Origin of the sequence: Pontibacter indicus, assembly GCF_900156345.1 — a bacterium.
GTDB lineage: Bacteria > Bacteroidota > Bacteroidia > Cytophagales > Hymenobacteraceae > Pontibacter > Pontibacter indicus.
The window spans coordinates 397,477-414,333 of the sequence record NZ_FTPP01000003.1 but is presented as its reverse complement, the minus strand read 5'-3'; the positions used below and the strand labels follow the sequence as shown (position 1 = coordinate 414,333).

The 16,857-nt window shown below is 52.4% G+C and carries 17 protein-coding genes; 6 read left to right on the top strand and 11 right to left on the bottom strand.

From position 1 onward, the window contains the following. The first annotated feature begins 414 nt into the window (after nucleotides 1-414). Entirely contained in the window at nucleotides 415-633 is a 219-nt protein-coding gene (locus tag B0B12_RS16560; RefSeq protein ID WP_139337828.1) for a hypothetical protein, read from the top strand. Between the two features lie 195 nt (nucleotides 634-828). On the opposite strand, the gene arsB is transcribed toward B0B12_RS16560, so the two are convergent. Genes arsB through B0B12_RS16535 form a run of 4 tightly spaced genes read right to left on the bottom strand, consistent with a single transcriptional unit; the run spans nucleotide 829 to nucleotide 3,578 of the window. Beyond that, complete coding sequence (arsB, locus tag B0B12_RS16550; RefSeq protein WP_076671120.1) at nucleotides 829-1,929, bottom strand: ACR3 family arsenite efflux transporter; 1,101 nt, start codon at nucleotides 1,927-1,929, stop codon at nucleotides 829-831. Nucleotides 1,930-1,940: 11 nt separating this feature from the next. Further along, complete coding sequence (locus B0B12_RS16545; RefSeq protein WP_076671118.1) at nucleotides 1,941-2,717, bottom strand: metallophosphoesterase family protein; 777 nt, start codon at nucleotides 2,715-2,717, stop codon at nucleotides 1,941-1,943. 42 nt (nucleotides 2,718-2,759) lie between these two features. Next, complete coding sequence (locus B0B12_RS16540) at nucleotides 2,760-3,227, bottom strand: DUF6428 family protein (protein WP_076671116.1); 468 nt, start codon at nucleotides 3,225-3,227, stop codon at nucleotides 2,760-2,762. Between the two features lie 18 nt (nucleotides 3,228-3,245). Further along, nucleotides 3,246-3,578: an ArsR/SmtB family transcription factor gene (locus tag B0B12_RS16535; RefSeq protein ID WP_076671114.1), complete on the bottom strand. Its 333-nt coding sequence runs from the start codon at nucleotides 3,576-3,578 to the stop codon at nucleotides 3,246-3,248. A 498-nt stretch (nucleotides 3,579-4,076) separates the two neighbouring features. On the opposite strand from B0B12_RS16535, the gene B0B12_RS16530 reads away from it, so the two are divergent. After that, a complete protein-coding gene (locus B0B12_RS16530) occupies nucleotides 4,077-4,817 on the top strand; it encodes an SGNH/GDSL hydrolase family protein (RefSeq protein WP_076671112.1) in 741 nt (246 codons plus the stop codon). Nucleotides 4,818-4,945: 128 nt separating this feature from the next. Next, on the top strand, nucleotides 4,946-7,237 hold the full coding sequence (locus tag B0B12_RS16525) for a GH92 family glycosyl hydrolase (protein WP_076671353.1): 2,292 nt from the start codon (nucleotides 4,946-4,948) through the stop codon (nucleotides 7,235-7,237). A 189-nt stretch (nucleotides 7,238-7,426) separates the two neighbouring features. On the opposite strand, the gene B0B12_RS16520 is transcribed toward B0B12_RS16525, so the two are convergent. From B0B12_RS16520 to B0B12_RS16500, 5 genes are all read right to left on the bottom strand, one after another. Further along, nucleotides 7,427-8,323 (bottom strand): hypothetical protein, encoded by an 897-nt coding sequence (locus tag B0B12_RS16520; RefSeq protein ID WP_139337827.1) that lies wholly within the window; start codon nucleotides 8,321-8,323, stop codon nucleotides 7,427-7,429. Nucleotides 8,324-8,476: 153 nt separating this feature from the next. After that, the gene (locus B0B12_RS16515; protein ID WP_076671108.1) at nucleotides 8,477-9,085 is read right to left on the bottom strand and encodes a TetR/AcrR family transcriptional regulator; all 609 of its coding nucleotides are present in this window, start codon (nucleotides 9,083-9,085) and stop codon (nucleotides 8,477-8,479) included. A 194-nt stretch (nucleotides 9,086-9,279) separates the two neighbouring features. Continuing rightward, nucleotides 9,280-9,735, bottom strand: coding sequence for a cold-shock protein (locus B0B12_RS16510; protein WP_076671107.1), 456 nt, complete (start codon nucleotides 9,733-9,735; stop codon nucleotides 9,280-9,282). Between the two features lie 51 nt (nucleotides 9,736-9,786). Next, nucleotides 9,787-10,014: a hypothetical protein gene (locus B0B12_RS16505; RefSeq protein WP_076671104.1), complete on the bottom strand. Its 228-nt coding sequence runs from the start codon at nucleotides 10,012-10,014 to the stop codon at nucleotides 9,787-9,789. Between the two features lie 137 nt (nucleotides 10,015-10,151). Next, nucleotides 10,152-10,343 (bottom strand): cold-shock protein, encoded by a 192-nt coding sequence (locus tag B0B12_RS16500; protein ID WP_076671102.1) that lies wholly within the window; start codon nucleotides 10,341-10,343, stop codon nucleotides 10,152-10,154. A 587-nt stretch (nucleotides 10,344-10,930) separates the two neighbouring features. Between B0B12_RS16500 and B0B12_RS16495 the strand changes: the two genes are divergently transcribed. From B0B12_RS16495 to B0B12_RS16485, 3 genes are read left to right on the top strand one after another with little or no spacing between them, the layout of a single operon-like run. Then, nucleotides 10,931-11,749, top strand: coding sequence for a prephenate dehydratase (locus tag B0B12_RS16495; protein ID WP_076671100.1), 819 nt, complete (start codon nucleotides 10,931-10,933; stop codon nucleotides 11,747-11,749). 10 nt (nucleotides 11,750-11,759) lie between these two features. Further along, nucleotides 11,760-12,935: a pyridoxal phosphate-dependent aminotransferase gene (locus B0B12_RS16490; protein WP_076671098.1), complete on the top strand. Its 1,176-nt coding sequence runs from the start codon at nucleotides 11,760-11,762 to the stop codon at nucleotides 12,933-12,935. 43 nt (nucleotides 12,936-12,978) lie between these two features. Continuing rightward, the gene (locus tag B0B12_RS16485) at nucleotides 12,979-14,076 is read left to right on the top strand and encodes a bifunctional 3-deoxy-7-phosphoheptulonate synthase/chorismate mutase type II (RefSeq protein WP_076671096.1); all 1,098 of its coding nucleotides are present in this window, start codon (nucleotides 12,979-12,981) and stop codon (nucleotides 14,074-14,076) included. A 39-nt stretch (nucleotides 14,077-14,115) separates the two neighbouring features. On the opposite strand, the gene B0B12_RS16480 is transcribed toward B0B12_RS16485, so the two are convergent. Together B0B12_RS16480 and B0B12_RS16475 are read right to left on the bottom strand one after the other, a co-directional pair. After that, nucleotides 14,116-15,375, bottom strand: a complete 1,260-nt coding sequence (locus B0B12_RS16480) for an MgtC/SapB family protein (protein ID WP_076671094.1) — start codon at nucleotides 15,373-15,375, stop codon at nucleotides 14,116-14,118. Nucleotides 15,376-15,483: 108 nt separating this feature from the next. Further along, nucleotides 15,484-16,821 carry a TolC family protein gene (locus B0B12_RS16475; RefSeq protein WP_076671092.1) on the bottom strand — a complete coding sequence of 446 codons (1,338 nt, stop codon included), beginning with the start codon at nucleotides 16,819-16,821 and terminating at the stop codon, nucleotides 15,484-15,486. Nucleotides 16,822-16,857: the final 36 nt, after the last annotated feature.

Below are 16,857 nucleotides of genomic sequence, written 5' to 3'. Positions count from 1 at the left end.
AGTTCTCCGGGGTCGTTCTGTGCAATTAATTCGGCACGCGAAAAGAGTAAGTGGTTCGGTCGCAGGGTCAGGTTCGCGCGCTCTGGAAATAGCTTTACCCGGGCTGTAACAGGCTCACAGCCCGGCAGCCACTAAGACCTTAAGCAGGACAGGCCGCTATAGAAACGTGGCAAACTGTTTTAAAAGGAACAAAAGGACGCAGGGCAATCAGGGACGGGTGGGTGAGCATGAACCGGAGAGAGCCGGTTGAATTTACCTGCAGAAAGTCAGGAGTAGGGTAGTGATAATATATAAATTTCGATATATTTGTTTGAGGGGATCATCCAATATGAGGCAATGTTGCTTACCGAGCCACACGAGAGCTACCCCTGGTGCCGCCATAAGCATTTTAATCGGGTCATGCCAACCACAGGAATGCAGATAAGCCTATTTCCGGAAGCGAAACAACTGGAAGGCCACCTCGAAGGCGAGGTGTCCCAGAGCGTGGCTCCCCGGTGGGTTTTCGGCCGGATCGACAAAAAGAAAGGCCGGTACCTGTGGGTGCTGAAGCAACATCGGGATGCTGCCATTGTTTGCATCTCCCACCTTACGGTGCAGCAGTACACTGTTCCCTTACCCGGGATAGAAATTTAAAGAACATTACCGCGCGCCTCCCTGCACTGGACGCAGGAATCGTCCGGCAAGTTGCCAACAGCCATCATCTGCTGCTGGAAGGTGGCGTTTCCAGTAGCTAAGCCTTCCTTGTAAACGGCAGTGACACCAGCCCGATCACTTGGCTTCATTGCCCTAAGCAAGATATTTCTGTCCACACTATATGGGTTAAAATCGCTACTTATGCACAGACTCAAGCGCTGGCACCTTTTCCTCCTTGCTATACCACTTCCTTTTGAACCAGAAGGCTGCGTTCACCAAAAGTATCAGCGCAGGCACTTCCACCAGCGGACCAATCACCCCAGCGAACGCCTGACCTGAGTGGATGCCGAACACACCGATTGCAACAGCGATAGCTAACTCAAAGTTGTTGCCCGTGGCGGTGAAGGAAATGGCGGTGTTTTTGGAGTAGTCAGCGCCCAACTTCTTGCCAACCACGAAGCTGACGAAGAACATGATGGCAAAATACAGAACCAGCGGCACGGCTATCTTCAGCACATCAAAAGGTATGCTCACGATGGCATCGCCTTTCAGGCTAAACATCAGCACGATGGTGAACAGCAGCGCCATCAGCGTGATAGGCGATATGAACGGAATGTATTTGCTGTTGAACCAGTCCAGCCCTTTCCAGCTTATCAGCGTATAGCGGCTCACGATGCCAGCAAAGAAGGGAATTCCGAGGTAAATCAGCACGCTCTCGGCAATCTGCCCGATGGTGATGTTTATCTCGGTACTGTTCACTCCGAAATATGGCGGCAGCACCGAGATGAACAGGTAGGCATACAGGCTGTAGAAGAAAATCTGGAAGATGCTGTTGAGCGCCACCAGACCAGCCGCATATTCCCTGTTGCCCTCCGCCAGCTCGTTCCACACGATCACCATGGCGATGCAGCGGGCGATGCCAATCAATATCAGCCCCGTCATGTACTCAGGCTGGTCGTGGAAGAAGCCTATCGCCAGGAAGAACATCAGCAGCGGTCCGATCACCCAGTTGAGCAGCAGAGAGATACTCAGGATCTTCACGTTTCGGAACACCTCGCCCATCTTTTCATAGCGCACCTTCGCCAGCGGTGGGTACATCATCAGTATCAGCCCGATGGCCAAGGGGATATTGGTCGTGCCGCTGGAAAAGGAGTTGATGAACCCCGAGGACTCGGGCAGGAAGTAGCCTATGCCCACGCCCAGGAACATGGCAAGGAAAATCCACAGGGTCAGGTAGCGGTCCAGAAAACTCAGTTTCTTCCGATTATGGGTGGGGGTACAGTTGGTAGCGCTCATGTATTATCCTTTTAGCAGCCTTTGCGCAGGTTCTCAGCGTAGGCATTCGGCAAGATGCAGTCCTCGATGGCTATGGCTGCCTTCTCATAATCATATTTGAAGCGGATGAACTCCACCCCGATACTATCCTTTTCCAGCACGGAACTGCTGTCGTTTATGGTGAGCATCACGTAGCCGCCACGGTTGTCGCCATCCTTGGGTTTGCCTACCGAGCCGATGTTGATGGCATGTCGGTAATGGTTGTTGCCATCCTCACCAGAGTTCAGAATCCTGTGATATGGCTTGTGGGTATGCCCGAAGCAGAGGATGTCGGCATCGGCATCGATCATGATGCGCAGCAGGCTTTTCTCGTCACGGTCTTCAAACAGGTACTCGTTTATCTTCCTAGGGCTGCCATGCACGAGCAGCAGGCTGAGCTTGTCGTTATTCAACTGGTACTCCACCCGGATGTGCGAAGGCAGCGTTCGGAGGTACTGCCGTTGCGCAGGCTTGATGATTTGGTTGGTGAAGGAGATGGAAACAGAGCCGTTGGCTTTTTCCTCGTCCGTTTTATAGGCGCAGCCGCAGTCATTACTCTCCCTGCCGATGCCGAAGTCGTAGTTCCCCGCAATGGTGGGGATGTTGCGCTTCCTTATTTCATCTATCACCTCGTTTGCCCAGATGTTGTAGCCCACCAAATCTCCGAGGCAATAGATGAAGTCGGGTTTTCTGGCTTCTACATCGGCAAAGAACGCCTCTAAGGCAGGCAGGTTGGCATGGATGTCGCTGAACAAAGCAATCTTGCTCATGTGTGTTGTATGGGTGGAGTGAGTACCGTGTTAAAGTGGGGATTAGCAGCACCCACCTCCTGGCGTGCATGCGTTGGCGGTCTTGATTTCTTTGAGATTAATCCTCAGTTTCTCCTTCGGGATGCCGCACTTGTCTTTGGCAAGGCAGTCGGTGGTTTTGGAGAGCAGCACGAAGTGCTTGCCGTTAAAGCCAAGGTCGTATTTGCCGATGGTCTCGCCCTGGTACTCCACTTCGATGTCCAGGTCTTCCATGCCCAAGGCTTTCTCCGAGAGGGCGATGATGTCGAGCAGCTTCTGCGGCTTGAGCCTGTGGTCAAAGTCGTTGGCATCCCATAGCTGGAAGTTGGCGACCTTCTCGCTGCGCACGGTGCCACCGCAGTCGATGAAGTGCTTGGTCACCACGCCAATCTCGGTGATGTGAAAATGTGCTGGAACCTGCGTTCCGTTCGCTAAGGCAAAGTCCACCGTTTCGGCAGTTTGCAGGATGTGTTTTACTTCGGACAGTTTCATGGTATTAGTATTTGATGTTTAACAGCAGCTTGTGTCCTGGCTTCTGACAACAGCCAGCAGGTCGGAGAAATAGTCGCTCAGGTACTCGAAAGCGTTTTCGTCCAGGCAGTAGCAAACTGCGTTGCCCTCCACCGTGCCTTTGATGATGCCAGCGTTCTTGAGTTCTTTCAGGTGCTGCGACACCGTTGCCTGCGCCAGCGGCAGCTCGCTCACGATGTCACCGCACACGCAGGATTTGGCTTTGAGCAAGTGTTCGATGATGGCGACTCTCGCTGGATGCCCCAACGCTTTGAACAGGATGGCAGTCTTGTTCTGCGTCTCCGTATAGTTTTCAGTTTTCGTAAGTCCCATAGCTTTTAATCGTATGATTGCAATATTACGATTAACTTTAAAAAAGGAGAAGAAGTTCCGCTGTTATTTTCGCAATTAACTTTCTCAGGCAGGGGTAGCGGTACGCTCGCTGCTGGAAGCGATACCAAAGAGTAAAGCCCATTAATCATCAATTGATGGGCTTTTTGTTTTCACCGGCCTATACCTTGTTTAAAGGCAGTGAAGAAGGTATACAGCTTTTCGTAGTCAGAAGCTGCTTTATACACCTCCTATCCTCTTATTCTTTCTGTCTTAAAAAGTCAGGCAACTGACTGCTAGACCTCATGCCGGGTTAATTTAGGGAATTGCCTTTGAGAGCTGCACAAACAGTCCTCTGTTCGTAGGAAGCTTGCCAGTCAGATTAAAAATAATAGATTTACGAGAGGATAAGGATTCTTTGATGTTCCGTGCAGGAATACCAAATGCTCCTTTGTCAGTCTTAAAGCCTTGTCTATTCGAAGTTAAAAATGAGTAAACCGTATGAAGCAACTGCTACTGCCTTTCGTGATCTTGTTTATGACAGCTAACGCCCAGGCCCAGGATTGGCCTAACCTCAAAAAATATGAGGCTGCTAACCAGCAGATCATTTCCTCTTCCAAATACCCCAAAGCGGTCTTTATGGGCAATTCCATTACGGAGGGGTGGTGGCAGCAGCGTCCGGAATTTTTCTCCCAGCATAATTTTGTAGGAAGGGGGATCGGGGGCCAGACCACACCCCAGATGCTGATCAGGTTTACGCCAGACGTGATCGATCTGAAGCCGAAGGTGGTGGTTATCCTGGCCGGCACCAACGACATTGCGGGAAACACCGGCCCATCCTCCGTCAAAATGATCACCGATAACCTGGCAGCCATGGCGCAACTAGCAAAAGCAAGCGGCATAAAAGTAGTGTTGAGCTCCATACTGCCGGTGAAGGAGTACCCTTGGAGCAAGGACGCGGATGCGGTCGGGATGATTGCGCAGGTGAACGCGTGGATGAAACAGTATGCTGCAGCACATGGGTTTGTATACCTGGATTATTTTACTGCGATGGCCGACGCGGAGCAGGGGCTTAAAAAAGAGTATTCCGGTGATGGCGTGCACCCGGACCTAAAGGGCTATGCCGTGATGGAGCCATTGGTGCTGAATGCGGTGGAAGCCTCACTCAAAGAGGATACCGGGTCTTCCAGTAAAGCAAAAGCGTCCAGGGGCAAAAAAAGTAAGTCTTCTAACCGCCCCTGAAGCAGGCTTAGCTGTATAAGCAACAGCTACTTTTCTTTTTTCCCTCTCACGAAGAGTGAAGCGGCCATGCTATCTTATAGGCCAGCCTCAAGTTATAGCCAACAACCACAGAAATGAATGCTTTGCATATGAGATCGATTTATACCTTCCTTTTACTTCTTGTCTTGAGCTTCTCTGCCGGGGCACAGGATTACATAGTAGAAAAAGTAGAGCACCCAGTGGATTGGGTAAGCCCGCTGATGGGAACGGACTCCAAGCGTGAGTTATCGAACGGAAACGTCTACCCGGTTATTGCCCGCCCATGGGGCATGAACTTCTGGACACCGCAAACCGGTAAGATGGGCAATGGCTGGATCTACATGTACAGCGCAGACAAGATCCGTGGCTTTAAGCAGACCCACCAGCCCTCTCCCTGGATGAACGACTACGGTCAGTTTGCCATTATGCCACTTACGGGCAAGCTACGGGTGCACGAAGATGAACGCGCCAGCTGGTTCTCCCACAAGGCCGAAATCGTGAAGCCTTATTACTACAGCGTATACCTGGCCGACCACGACGTGACCACCGAGTTTACGCCCACTACCCGAGCAGCCTTCTTCCGCTTTACCTTTCCGGAAGCAGAGCAAGCCCACATCGTGCTCGATGCGCTGGACATGGGGTCTTATGTAAAGGTGCTTCCGAAGGAGAGAAAAATCCTGGGCTATACCACTAAGAACAGCGGGGGCGTGCCGGACAATTTCCGGAATTACTTTGTGATCGAATTCGACAAGGATTTTGAAGCGGTGCATACCTTCAGCGACTACCAGATCTCCCAGAAACCGGAAGTGGAGGCTAACCACGTGGGGGCAGCCATCTCTTTCAAAACCAAAAAAGGAGAAGTGGTGCACGCGAGAGTTGCCTCCTCATTTATCAGCCACGAGCAGGCACTGCTAAACCTGCAGGAACTGGCGAATAAGGACTTTGAAACCGTGCGGGCAGATGGCCGGGCGGAGTGGAACCAGGAACTGGGGAGGATCAAAGTGGCTGGTGGCACCTACGACCAGACTAAGACTTTCTACTCCAGCCTATACCGCAGCCTGCTGTTCCCACGGAAGTTTTACGAGATCGACAAAGACAATAAGGTGATGCATTACAGCCCCTACAACGGGAAAGTGCTTCCGGGCTATATGTTCACCGACACAGGCTTCTGGGACACCTTCCGTTCGCTTTTCCCTTTCCTGAACATGATGTACCCGGAGCTGAACGCGCAGATGCAGGAAGGCCTCGTAAATGCCTACAAGGAGAGCGGCTGGCTTCCGGAGTGGGCAAGTCCGGGCCTGCGAAACGTGATGGTCGGCAACAACTCCGCTTCGGTGGTGGCCGATGCCTACCTAAAGCTTGGCAAAGGCCATCCATATAATATCGAAACGCTGTGGGACGCCGTGATCAACGGTGCAAACAATGCAGGTCCGTTGACTGCGGTGGGTCGCGCCGGTGCCGCTTATTACAACGACCTGGGCTACGTACCTTACGATGTGGGCATCAACGAGAATGCCGCCCGAACCCTGGAGTATGCCTACGACGATTTTGCTATTTACCAGCTGGCAAAGGCCCTGAAAAAGCCGGACGATGTGATTGCGTTGTATAAGCAACGAAGTCTGAACTACAAGAACCTCTACAACCCGGAGCACAAGCTGATGCGCGGCAAGAACAAGAACGGGGAGTTCCAATCACCGTTCAATCCATTTAAATGGGGCGATGCCTTCACGGAGGGAAACAGCTGGCACTACTCCTGGTCGGTATTTCATGATACGCAGGGTCTTATTGATCTGATGGGAGGGAACAAGGAGTTTGTGGCCCAACTGGACAAGGTGTTCGACCTGCCGCCTGTTTTTGAGGAAAGCTACTACGGGCAGGTGATCCATGAGATCCGGGAAATGCAGATTGCCAATATGGGGCAGTACGCACATGGCAACCAGCCCATCCAGCACATGATCTACCTGTACAACTTTGCCGGAGAGCCCTGGAAGGCGCAGTACTGGGTGCGTGAAACAATGGACCGGATGTACAAACCAACGCCAGACGGCTACTGCGGCGACGAAGATAACGGCCAGACCTCGGCCTGGTACGTGTTCTCCGCGCTGGGCTTTTACCCGGTAACGCCTGCCACAGACCAGTACGTGCTGGGAGCGCCGCTTTTCCGCAACATCACAGTAGAGCTTTCAAACGGTAAGAAGATCGTGATCAATGCGCCCAAAAACAGCTCTGAGAACAGGTATATCGAAAGCCTGCGCGTAAATGGCAAGACGCATACCCGCAACTGGTTGAGCCACTCTGATCTGATGAAAGGTGCTAAGCTGAACTTCAAAATGACGAACAAGCCTAACAAGAACCGGGGAACTGCGAAGGAAGACGCACCTTACTCTCTGTCAAACGAGTAGCGGCTGCCTGAGGCAGTAATATAACAGCAAAGCCCATCAATCAGCTATTGGTGGGCTTTGTGCTTAAATGGTCTCAAATATATACTTCTAAGTTCCTGCTAAGTTCGGCTTCAATATAAAAGCCTACATCTACAACCCACCTGCGTTCGTACCATACCATAGTTTTAGTCAACCAGCTCCAGATACGTTCTATTTTTCTGGTTCTAATGAGGCAACCGCCGCTTTCCCTATAGAAGCCCTGTACACAATATACCCTTCCTGTTCTAAGCCATCGAGCATGGTCTTTTTGATCCTGGTAGGGTAGCCATCCCGGTTGTAGGTATAGCTACAGGTATAGGAGATGTCTTTCCGGATCTTGCCATCCCGGTCGCGCACGGTATACCTGGTGATGTTGTGGTTGCGGTAAGGCAGTTCCAGTGGCATGAACTTGGCTTCGAGGGGAAGGCTCCGCAGATAGCTGGGCTTGTCGTCGTACTCTAGCTCGATGGTGAGGTAAGGCTTTTGGGCGCTGGGAGCGCTGTAGGTGACTTTTGCTAATTTACCCTGCTCGTAGGAGTAGGAGATTACCTTGGAAATATACTTGGGGTCATCCATCACCAAACTTGTATTCCAGTCAGCAGGGTTGTAAAAATAGTATTTGGACTCTGTTAGCTGATTTGCGGTATCATACGCATGGTAGATGTAGTCCCTTACAGTTGCGTGATGCAAGTAGATGGTCTGATCCTCACGTGAAACAAGGCCGGCTTCGGATCTCATCATCATGTCCTGCCTTGACTTGACAGAGTCACTCTTATCCCAGCCAATGGGGCCCGCATCGGGTTTGAAGATCACTTCAAAGATTTTATCCTTAAACCGGTGGTCCGGCTCCTTGAAGTAATCATCAAAATAGCGATAAGTCACTTCCTCATAGAAGTTAGGACGGTTGGTTGTTACGCTGTAGACCCTGCCCTGGTCGTAGTGGAACTCGTGGGTCGTGGGGCCGATTATTACCTTTTTGGGGTATAGCTGTTTGATTTCTTCTTCGCCTTTGGAGCAGGCGGCCAGCATGGCCAGAAGGGGGAGTAGGAGTAAAGTTCTTGCTTTCATACCTTGTCTGATGAGTGAGAAACGAGAAAACTTTACTAAATATAGTTGTATTTTAATCTATAGCAAATTCAATATACTGTCTTTCAGTTGCTTAATTCTTTGGTTAAGGTATAGCAGTTGGCTTTGCAGTTGCTAATTGAACTCGGCCATCACCTACTTCTTCTCCAGCAAACCATGAAAAATAAGATTAGCCAGGCCCTCGTATACGGCCGAAGGGGTATAGTCAATAGCCTGCATCAGCTCTGGTGGCACCTGGCTGATAAACTCCGGGTCCAGAATTTTCTCAAGCGCACTGGCGTATAGCAGCACGGCCAACGAAATATTGGCGTCTTTCCGGATGTACCCTTTCCGGCTGCCTTCCTCCAGCAGCGTTCGGAAGCGCTTGAAAGCCGCCTCGGTGCGATACTGCTGCAGCAGTTGCCAGGTTTTGGGGGTGTGTTTTCTGATGTCGGTGAGCAGCTGCCCGTTGATGCGCGCAAAGCGTTGCCCAACGGTGCGGAAAACCTCTTCTGCTTTACGGGTAAAATCAGCCTCTTCCTGCTGGAGCAGGTTCTCGACCTCATGCTGCAATGCTTCCAGGTAATGCTTGATCACAGCATGCAGCAATTCCTCTTTCCCTCTGAAATACTGGTAGAGCGTTTTTTTGCTCATGCCCAGCTGTTTGGCCAGGTCAGCCATCAGTACTTTGCTATAGCCCTGGTTAAAAAACTGTTGTTGAGCTTCTTGCAGAATCAAGGCCTTCGGGGTGTTCGTAATGTCCATACTTGTAGGGTGCAATTTCTATAACCGGTCTGGCCACAAGGTATAGGCGGCCGCAACCGAACAGTCTTATACGACAAAAAAATCTCCTGCAGTCAGTGTTTTTACTGACAAAAGCAGGAGATTTCAGATTTATTATCAAGAAGTCAAACTAGCCGGCTCAAGGCTGCGCTTTGAAGCTTTTGAGCCAGAGGGTATTACGCCAGCTTAACGTTAACAGCATTCAGTCCTTTCGGGCCTTTCTCTACCTCAAAAGTTACCCGGTCATTTTCCTTGATCGCGTTCACCAAGGCATTCTGATGCACAAAGATACGCTCCTGGCTCTCATGATCCTGGATAAAGCCATATCCTTTTGACTCGTTGAAGAAAGAAACGGTTCCTTTTCGGATCAGGTCAGCCGGGTCTAGCTCGGCCTGCTTGGCCACACCGATCTGGATGTCCTCCAGCTTAATGTCTTTCTTCTTTTTCGTAGGATCTGGCGGCGTGTCGGTGATATTGCCGAACTCGTCCACATAGGCCATCATTTCATCAAGGCCTTTGCCTTTGTCTGAGTTGGCCATACGCTCTTCGCGCTTCTGCTCTTTGTCTTGTCTCTTCTTAAGTTTCTTCTTCTCTTTTTCTTTTTTACTGAAGGTTTCTTGTGATCTACCCATATTGCTGTTAAATGATCTATAAAATGTTGTTATGCAGGTATGCAGGCCTTTTTAGTACCTGAACAGGAAGTTAGTGCCATTGCGAATCCACTTTTCAAAAAATGTATTGTCGTTATACTCGCCGGTTACAAGCTCGAAGTCGGGCTGGTCTTTGTTTTTACGAGAGTTCATGAACTTTGGGAGGGAATCCTGATTGTTGGGGGTCCAATCCTGTCCCTTTTGGAGGGCTACGCAGATGTACTCGCGTGTGGTAGTGTCTACCAGGTATCTTCTATTCATGGTAAGGAGGGGTTAGGTGAAACATGGCCAGGGCGGCATTAAACTAACGGGGAGTGGTGCTTGAACTTGCACAGCAAACTTAAAAAAAAGCCTCACCCGCAGGCAAGGCTTTTCTCGAAATGACTTATATCAGAAAACTAAGCACGCTTAACGTTAACCGCGTTTAGTCCTTTTCTTCCTTCCTGCAGGTCAAAAGTCACTTTGTCGTTTTCCTGGATTTCGTGTACCAGGCCAGTCACGTGTACAAAGTACTCCTGATCTGTGTTGTCTTCCTTAATAAACCCGAACCCTTTCAGGTCATTAAAGAATTTTACTGTTCCGTTATTCATTCTGTGTTGTTTAATTATATACTAACTACATAATAGCTGGCATATAGGTTCGTTTATTTTTTTACAATGTACGATAAAAATTTTACAATTCCGAAGTCCGGTCCGTTTTATTGGCCTGAACACGTTGCTCATACCGTGCGCTTGCATCCTTCAAAGTGCTCCTGAGCGCTTTAAAGGCAGCTGTTTAGGAGGAGAGGGAGAAAAGCAGGCTGACAGGTAATTACTTAGAGCACACTGGCTGCGTAACAAAAAATCGAAAATAAATTGGCGTTCCATAAAAAGTCTCTATATTGGCAGTCGAAATGAACAAGCAACAGAAATCTTATACCTTCTTTTTTTACTTTTTTCCTCCACAGGACTAAAGCGGGAAGAGGTATAGGTAACCATATAGAGGCCCCGCTCCAAGCGGGGCCTTTTTTATTTTAAAGCAACCGAACAAATGCATCCAACTCAACAGAATTCTTATTACGGCTTTGGTTTTAGCTTTTACTTTTTTGGTAAACGCCCGGGGCTGTATTGATTGTACTTTAACCTAAAGTTGTCACCAGCGCCCCGGAGTTTTACTTCGGGGCGTTTTTTTTATTCAAATGAAAATAGCAATTCAAGGTATAGCGGGCGCCTTCCACGAAGAGGCCGCCCGGCTCCGGTTCCCCAGTCAGCCGCTGGAAATCGTGCCCTGCCTCACCTTCCGGGAGCTGGCTATGGCCGTTGCCACCGGCCTGGCCGACAAAGGCATCATGGCGATAGAGAACACCATAGCAGGCACCATACAGCCTAACCTGGAGCTGATTCGGGAGCACCAGCTGTGGATAAGCGGCGAAGTGATCCTGCGCATCCGGCAGCATCTAGGCGGCGTGCCCGGCTCGTCGCTGCAGAGCATCCGCAAGGTATACTCGCACTACATGGCCCTGAACCAGTGCCGCCCCTTCTTTGACGCCTACCCCGATGTGGAGCTGATCGAGTCGGAGGATACGGCGCTAAGTATCCGGAATGTAGCCGAAGCCGGCTCCCGAGAGCTCGCCGCCATCGGCAGCGCCCTGGCCATTGCCCAGAATGGCCTAATCTTGCTAGGGGAGGGGATCGAGTCGAGCAGGCAGAACTACACCCGCTTTCTGTTGCTGGACAGGCAGCCGCAACCGCTTGCTTCCTGCAACAAAGCCACTCTCAGCCTGGTGCTGCAACCCCAGCCGGAAGCTTTCACGCAGGCCATGGCCCTGTTGCAGGAGCAGCACATGCAGGTCTCCAAAATCGAATCAGTGGTTATACCCGGCCGGCCCTGGCACTACCGATACCACCTGGACCTAGCCTTCGAAACGGAAGAGCAACTGCAGGCCGCACTGGCATCACTCCATACCTTGGCAGAATCAATGGAACTGCTGGGGAAATACACAGCCCATACCCCTTAATCCACTTGTTATGATCAACCCATCCACACGCGCCAGCAGCACTGGCGCTTATTACTTCTCCCACAAACTGACTGAGATCAGTCAGCTCGAAGCACAGGGCCGCACCATCCTCAACCTGGGTATAGGCAACCCGGACCTGGCGCCCGACGCCAAGGTGACCGCTGCCCTGATCAAGGCGGCTGGCCAGGCGGAGGCGCACCAGTACCAGTCCTACCGCTGCACTCCGGAATTGCGCCAAGCGCTTGGTGCCTGGTATAAGCGCTGCTTCCAAGTAGAGCTTGACTACCGGGACGAAGTGCTGCCACTTATCGGCTCCAAGGAAGGCATCCTGCACCTTTCGCTGGCATTCCTGGACCCGGGTGACGAAGTACTTATACCTGACCCAGGCTACCCGATCTATGCCAGTGCGGCCCTAGTGGCCGGCGCCAAACCCGTTCCCTACAATCTGACAGCGGCAAAAGGCTGGTTACCGGATGTGGCGGAGCTGGAAAAGCTTGTGAACCCCTCGACCAAGATGTTGTGGCTCAACTTTCCAGGGAATCCGACAGGGGCAGTGGCCAGCAAAGCGGACCTGCAGGCGCTCGTCGCATTTGCCCACCAACACCAGATCCTGCTCTGCCACGACAACCCCTATGCGCTGACCCTGAACAAAGAACCGCTCAGCATCCTAAGTATTGAAGGGGCGAAGGAAGTGGCCGTGGAGCTCAACTCGCTGAGCAAATCGCACAACATGCCCGGCTGGCGCCTGGGTATGCTGGCCGGAAAAGCAACTTACCTCGATGCCGTTGCCCGCATGAAGAGCTACTCGGACACCGGTATTTTCAGACCCATCCAGGAAGCCGCCATCAAAGCGCTGGAGGCAGATGAGGCCTGGTATAAGGTGCTGCAGCAAACCTACCTGCAAAGGCGGGAACTGGTATGTCAGCTACTGGATACGCTTCAGTGCAGTTATGCCACCACGGGGGCAGGGCTCTACCTGTGGGCGGCTATACCTACCGGCTGGCAGGACAGCTTTGCCTACAGCGACTACCTACTCAGCACCTTCGACCTTTTTGTGGCCCCCGGTCCCGTTTACGGACGCAATGGCGAGGGCTACATCCGGGTAGCACTTACACAACCTGCCGAAGCGCTGGAACAACTACTGAAGCGGGTACAACAGCATGAACTAGCTGGCCTTCAGGTATAGCACAACACAAAAACGGAACTCAGAAACACATTAGCTTTAAATTATGAACACGACATCAGCATGGACACTAAAAGCGCAGGGGCAGCCGATCATCATAGCAGGACCTTGCAGCGCAGAGACAGAAGAGCAGGTGCTGGCCACCGCCCATCAGTTACAGGACACCGGTATAAACGTTTTCCGGGCAGGCATTTGGAAACCCAGAACACGTCCAGGCTCTTTTGAAGGTGTAGGCACACTGGGACTTGCCTGGCTGCAGCGCGTGCAGCAGGAAACAGGTATGCGGGTAGCCACAGAGGTCGCCAACACCGGGCATGTGGAGCAGTGCCTGCAACACGGCATCGACGTGCTTTGGGTCGGGGCACGCACTACCGCCAATCCCTTCGCCGTGCAAGAAATAGCAGACGCCCTGAAAGGGACAGCTATACCTGTGCTGGTCAAGAACCCTGTGAACCCGGACGTAAACCTTTGGCTCGGAGCCATTGAGCGCCTGGAGAAAGCAGGTATAAAACAGGTGGGCGCCATCCATCGGGGCATCTCTCCGCTGGGTAAGTCGGTATACCGCAACAGCCCGGAGTGGAACATGCCGATGACACTCAAGGAGCTGCGTCCTGACGTGCTGCTGATCAACGACCCTAGCCACATCGCCGGTAACAGGCAACTGCTGGCAGGTATAGCCGAGACCGCGCTGGCACTCCGCATGGACGGCCTGATGATCGAAACGCACATCAGGCCGGAAGCAGCCTGGAGTGATGCCGACCAGCAAATTACCCCACAAGCCCTGCAAGAGATGCTGGCAAAGCTAAGCGGCCATTCGCTGACTGCAGAAGCAAAGTTGGCTACCAACCTAAGCGACATGCGCCACTCCATCGACTACATCGATGAGCAGCTGATCGATCTGTTGAGCTACCGCATGCAGGTGGCTGCTGAGATTGGGCAGTACAAAGTGCAGCATGGCCTGGCCGTGTTCCAGGAAGAAAGATGGGCGGAGCTTCTGAAAAAGCATAGCAGTCTCGCCCTGAGCAAAAACCTGAACGAGGAGTTCGTTACACAGCTGTTCGACCGGATTCACCAGGAGTCGGTGAGGCGGCAGCACGGGGTGTTGCCGCTTATACCTGCGCGGGCCGTCGCAGCCGGGCAGTAATTCTATACGCTTCACCCATTCGGGCTATACCTGCTGGAATTAGAGAGAGAAGGTATAGCCCTCCGGCCACCACCAGAGCACCAGCAGTCCGCCGAGTAGCACGATGCCAAACAGGAGCGAGATCTTAGCGAATAGCTTGCTGTTTCCGAGAAAGCCGGCTAGGGCACCCTTGAAAGCGACATTCGAAAGGGCAGCAACCAGGATAACACGCCAGCCATTGTCGGGCGAGAGATTGCCGATGTTCATTAGCCGGGAAGTCGAAAGCGTAATGGCATCCACGTCGGTCAGGCCCGAAATAATAGCCACTATGTACAGGCCGCTGTCGCCGAGGTAATCATTGGCAGCGGCTGTTGCCAGGATCACGATGCCGTAGATAGCCCCGAAGACCAGGGCCGCTTTCAGCTGAGCGGGGTTTTCCTGCTCAGGCATTTGGTCACTTTCCTCTTTGTTAGTAAAATAGGCGACCAGGCCTGTCGCAACCATCAGACCAACGACCACCATCAGGGGAGGGGCCACTTGCGGCATCACGCCCGGCGCCACGATCAGGATCTCTGTCAAGATTCTGAAAAAGGCCACAGTAGAGGCAATGAAGATGACAATAGCGGCTAACTGACTGCTTCCTTTGGTGTCCTTCGTTCGGCGGGCATAGCTCACAGTGGTGGCTGTGCTCGAGATCAGCCCTCCCAGCACGCCGCCCAGAAAAGTGCCTGCCTTGTTGCCGAAGATCTTATACACAAAATAGCCCAGCAAACCTATCCCTACAATCAGCACCACCATGAGCCATATGTTGTAGGGATTGAGCACCTGGTAAGGACCGTAGGCCTCGTTCGGCAATATGGGCAGTATCACGAAGGAGATGACCACGAACTGCATAATGGCCGTCAGGTCCTGCTGCCCGATGCGCGATACCATTTGGTGCAAGGTGTCCTTCAGGTGCAGGAGAACCGCCACGGTGGCGCCGAGGGCCACGGCCACTGTCTTGCTGCCAAACGCCAGGTAGGCGCCAATGGCAAACATCAGCAATAGGGCTGCTTCTGTAGTTTGGCCAACGTCGGGCGCAGCCTCTTTTTTCTTCATCAGATTAGCCGTCACCACAATGGCCGCTGTAGCCAGCAGCCCCGCCGCCACGATCCAGCCTCCCAGCTCACGGGCCATCAAAGCCGTGAGGGTGCCGAAGAGGGTGACCAGCGGAAAGGTGCGTATGCCGGCGATCTGCGCGTTGTCGTGCTGCCGTTGCAGGCCGACCAGCAGGCCGAGCCCCAATGAAATAGCAAGTATCTGGAAGAGTTCCTGTTGCATGCAGGCGTTGTAATAGCGGATGGTATGGTGCTAAGATACAGCCCTAAACGATAAAAGTATAGCTGCGGCTATACTTTTATCTGAGAATGACAATATAGAGAAGTCGGATTATTCAGCTCCCTCCTGCAGCAGGGTGCTGCTAATGCGTCGGAGTTCTGTTTCGGCCGCTTTGGCCTGGAACTGGATGTCGATCAGGCGGTTCTCTGCCACCAGCTGGTTGCGTTGGGCCTCCCGCAACTCGATGGCCGTCAGAAGCCCAAGTCGATAGCGTTCCAGGGCAATGGCGGCATTCTCCTGGGCCAGGGTCAGGTTGGTCTCTTCCAGTTGCAGCAGCTGGAGGCGGTTGGTGTACTGGCTGTAGGCTCTGGCCAGGGCGGCATCAAGTAAATTTTGCTGACGCTTATACTCCAGGTTGGCAGTCTCCAGGTTGATGCGGGCATTTTGAGCCAGTCGGTTGGTGTTGAGTCCGTTGAAAATAGGCAAGCTCACACTCAAGCCGTAGTTATACCCGCGGTTCTGGTTAAATCTCGGTGAGAATTCGTTCAGCGGCTCGTTTTCTGAGCGGTTGAAGTTGTAAGCTCCTACCACCCCGATCACCGGAAAGCGGCTGGCCCGAACGGCTTTGATGTCCAGGTTGGCGATCTCCTGGTTGAGTTTGAGACGTCCCAGCAGCGGGTTGTTAGCCAGCATGCCTGCATCGGCATTCCCATAGTTCAGGTTCGGGTCCACGACAATGGAGTCGGTTGCCACGAAGTCGATGTCCGGGTCGCGGCTAAGCAGCTGGTTGAGGTTGATCTTCGCATTTTGCAGCGCCTCCTGTTGCACCAGCAGCTCCGAACGATCGGTGTTAAAGTCTACCTGCGCACGCAGAATCTCCACTTTAGCACTTACGCCTACTTCGTATTGCGCCTGCGCAATGTCGACACGGGCCTGCGAAATGGCGATGGCATCTTCAATGGCCTGCATCTTTTTCGACTGGCGCACCACTTCAAAGTAGTTGTCGAAGATGTTAGCCAGTGTGTTCTGTACCGTTTCACGGGTAAACAGCACACCCGATTTCTCCAGTGCCTTAAGGCGATCGTAGTTAATGAACATGCCCATGCCGTCAAAGATGGTCCAGTTTAGGTTCACGCTCCCGTTCAGGTTGTTGGAGCTGGCCCCGTTACGGGTACGGTCCGGGCCCGTTTGAAACTGCTGGCGGGAGTTGTTCTCACTAAACGTACGGCCACCGCGCGCCTCTACATTCGGGAGGAAGCCGGCATTGCCGCGGGTAACGTTATTCTCGGCAATGGCCTCCTGCCTGCCGGCAATCTGAATGTCGTAATTGTTCTGGAGCCCTATCCGGATGGCATCCTGCAGCGAAAGCTGTTCCTGGGCGGCAAGTTTGTTGGGGAAGAGCAGCACTACTCCCAGAAGGAACAGTGCTGCAACTCGAAGTGATGACATTATGTTAGAATGCAAAGGTTTAAATCTTAGCGTCAG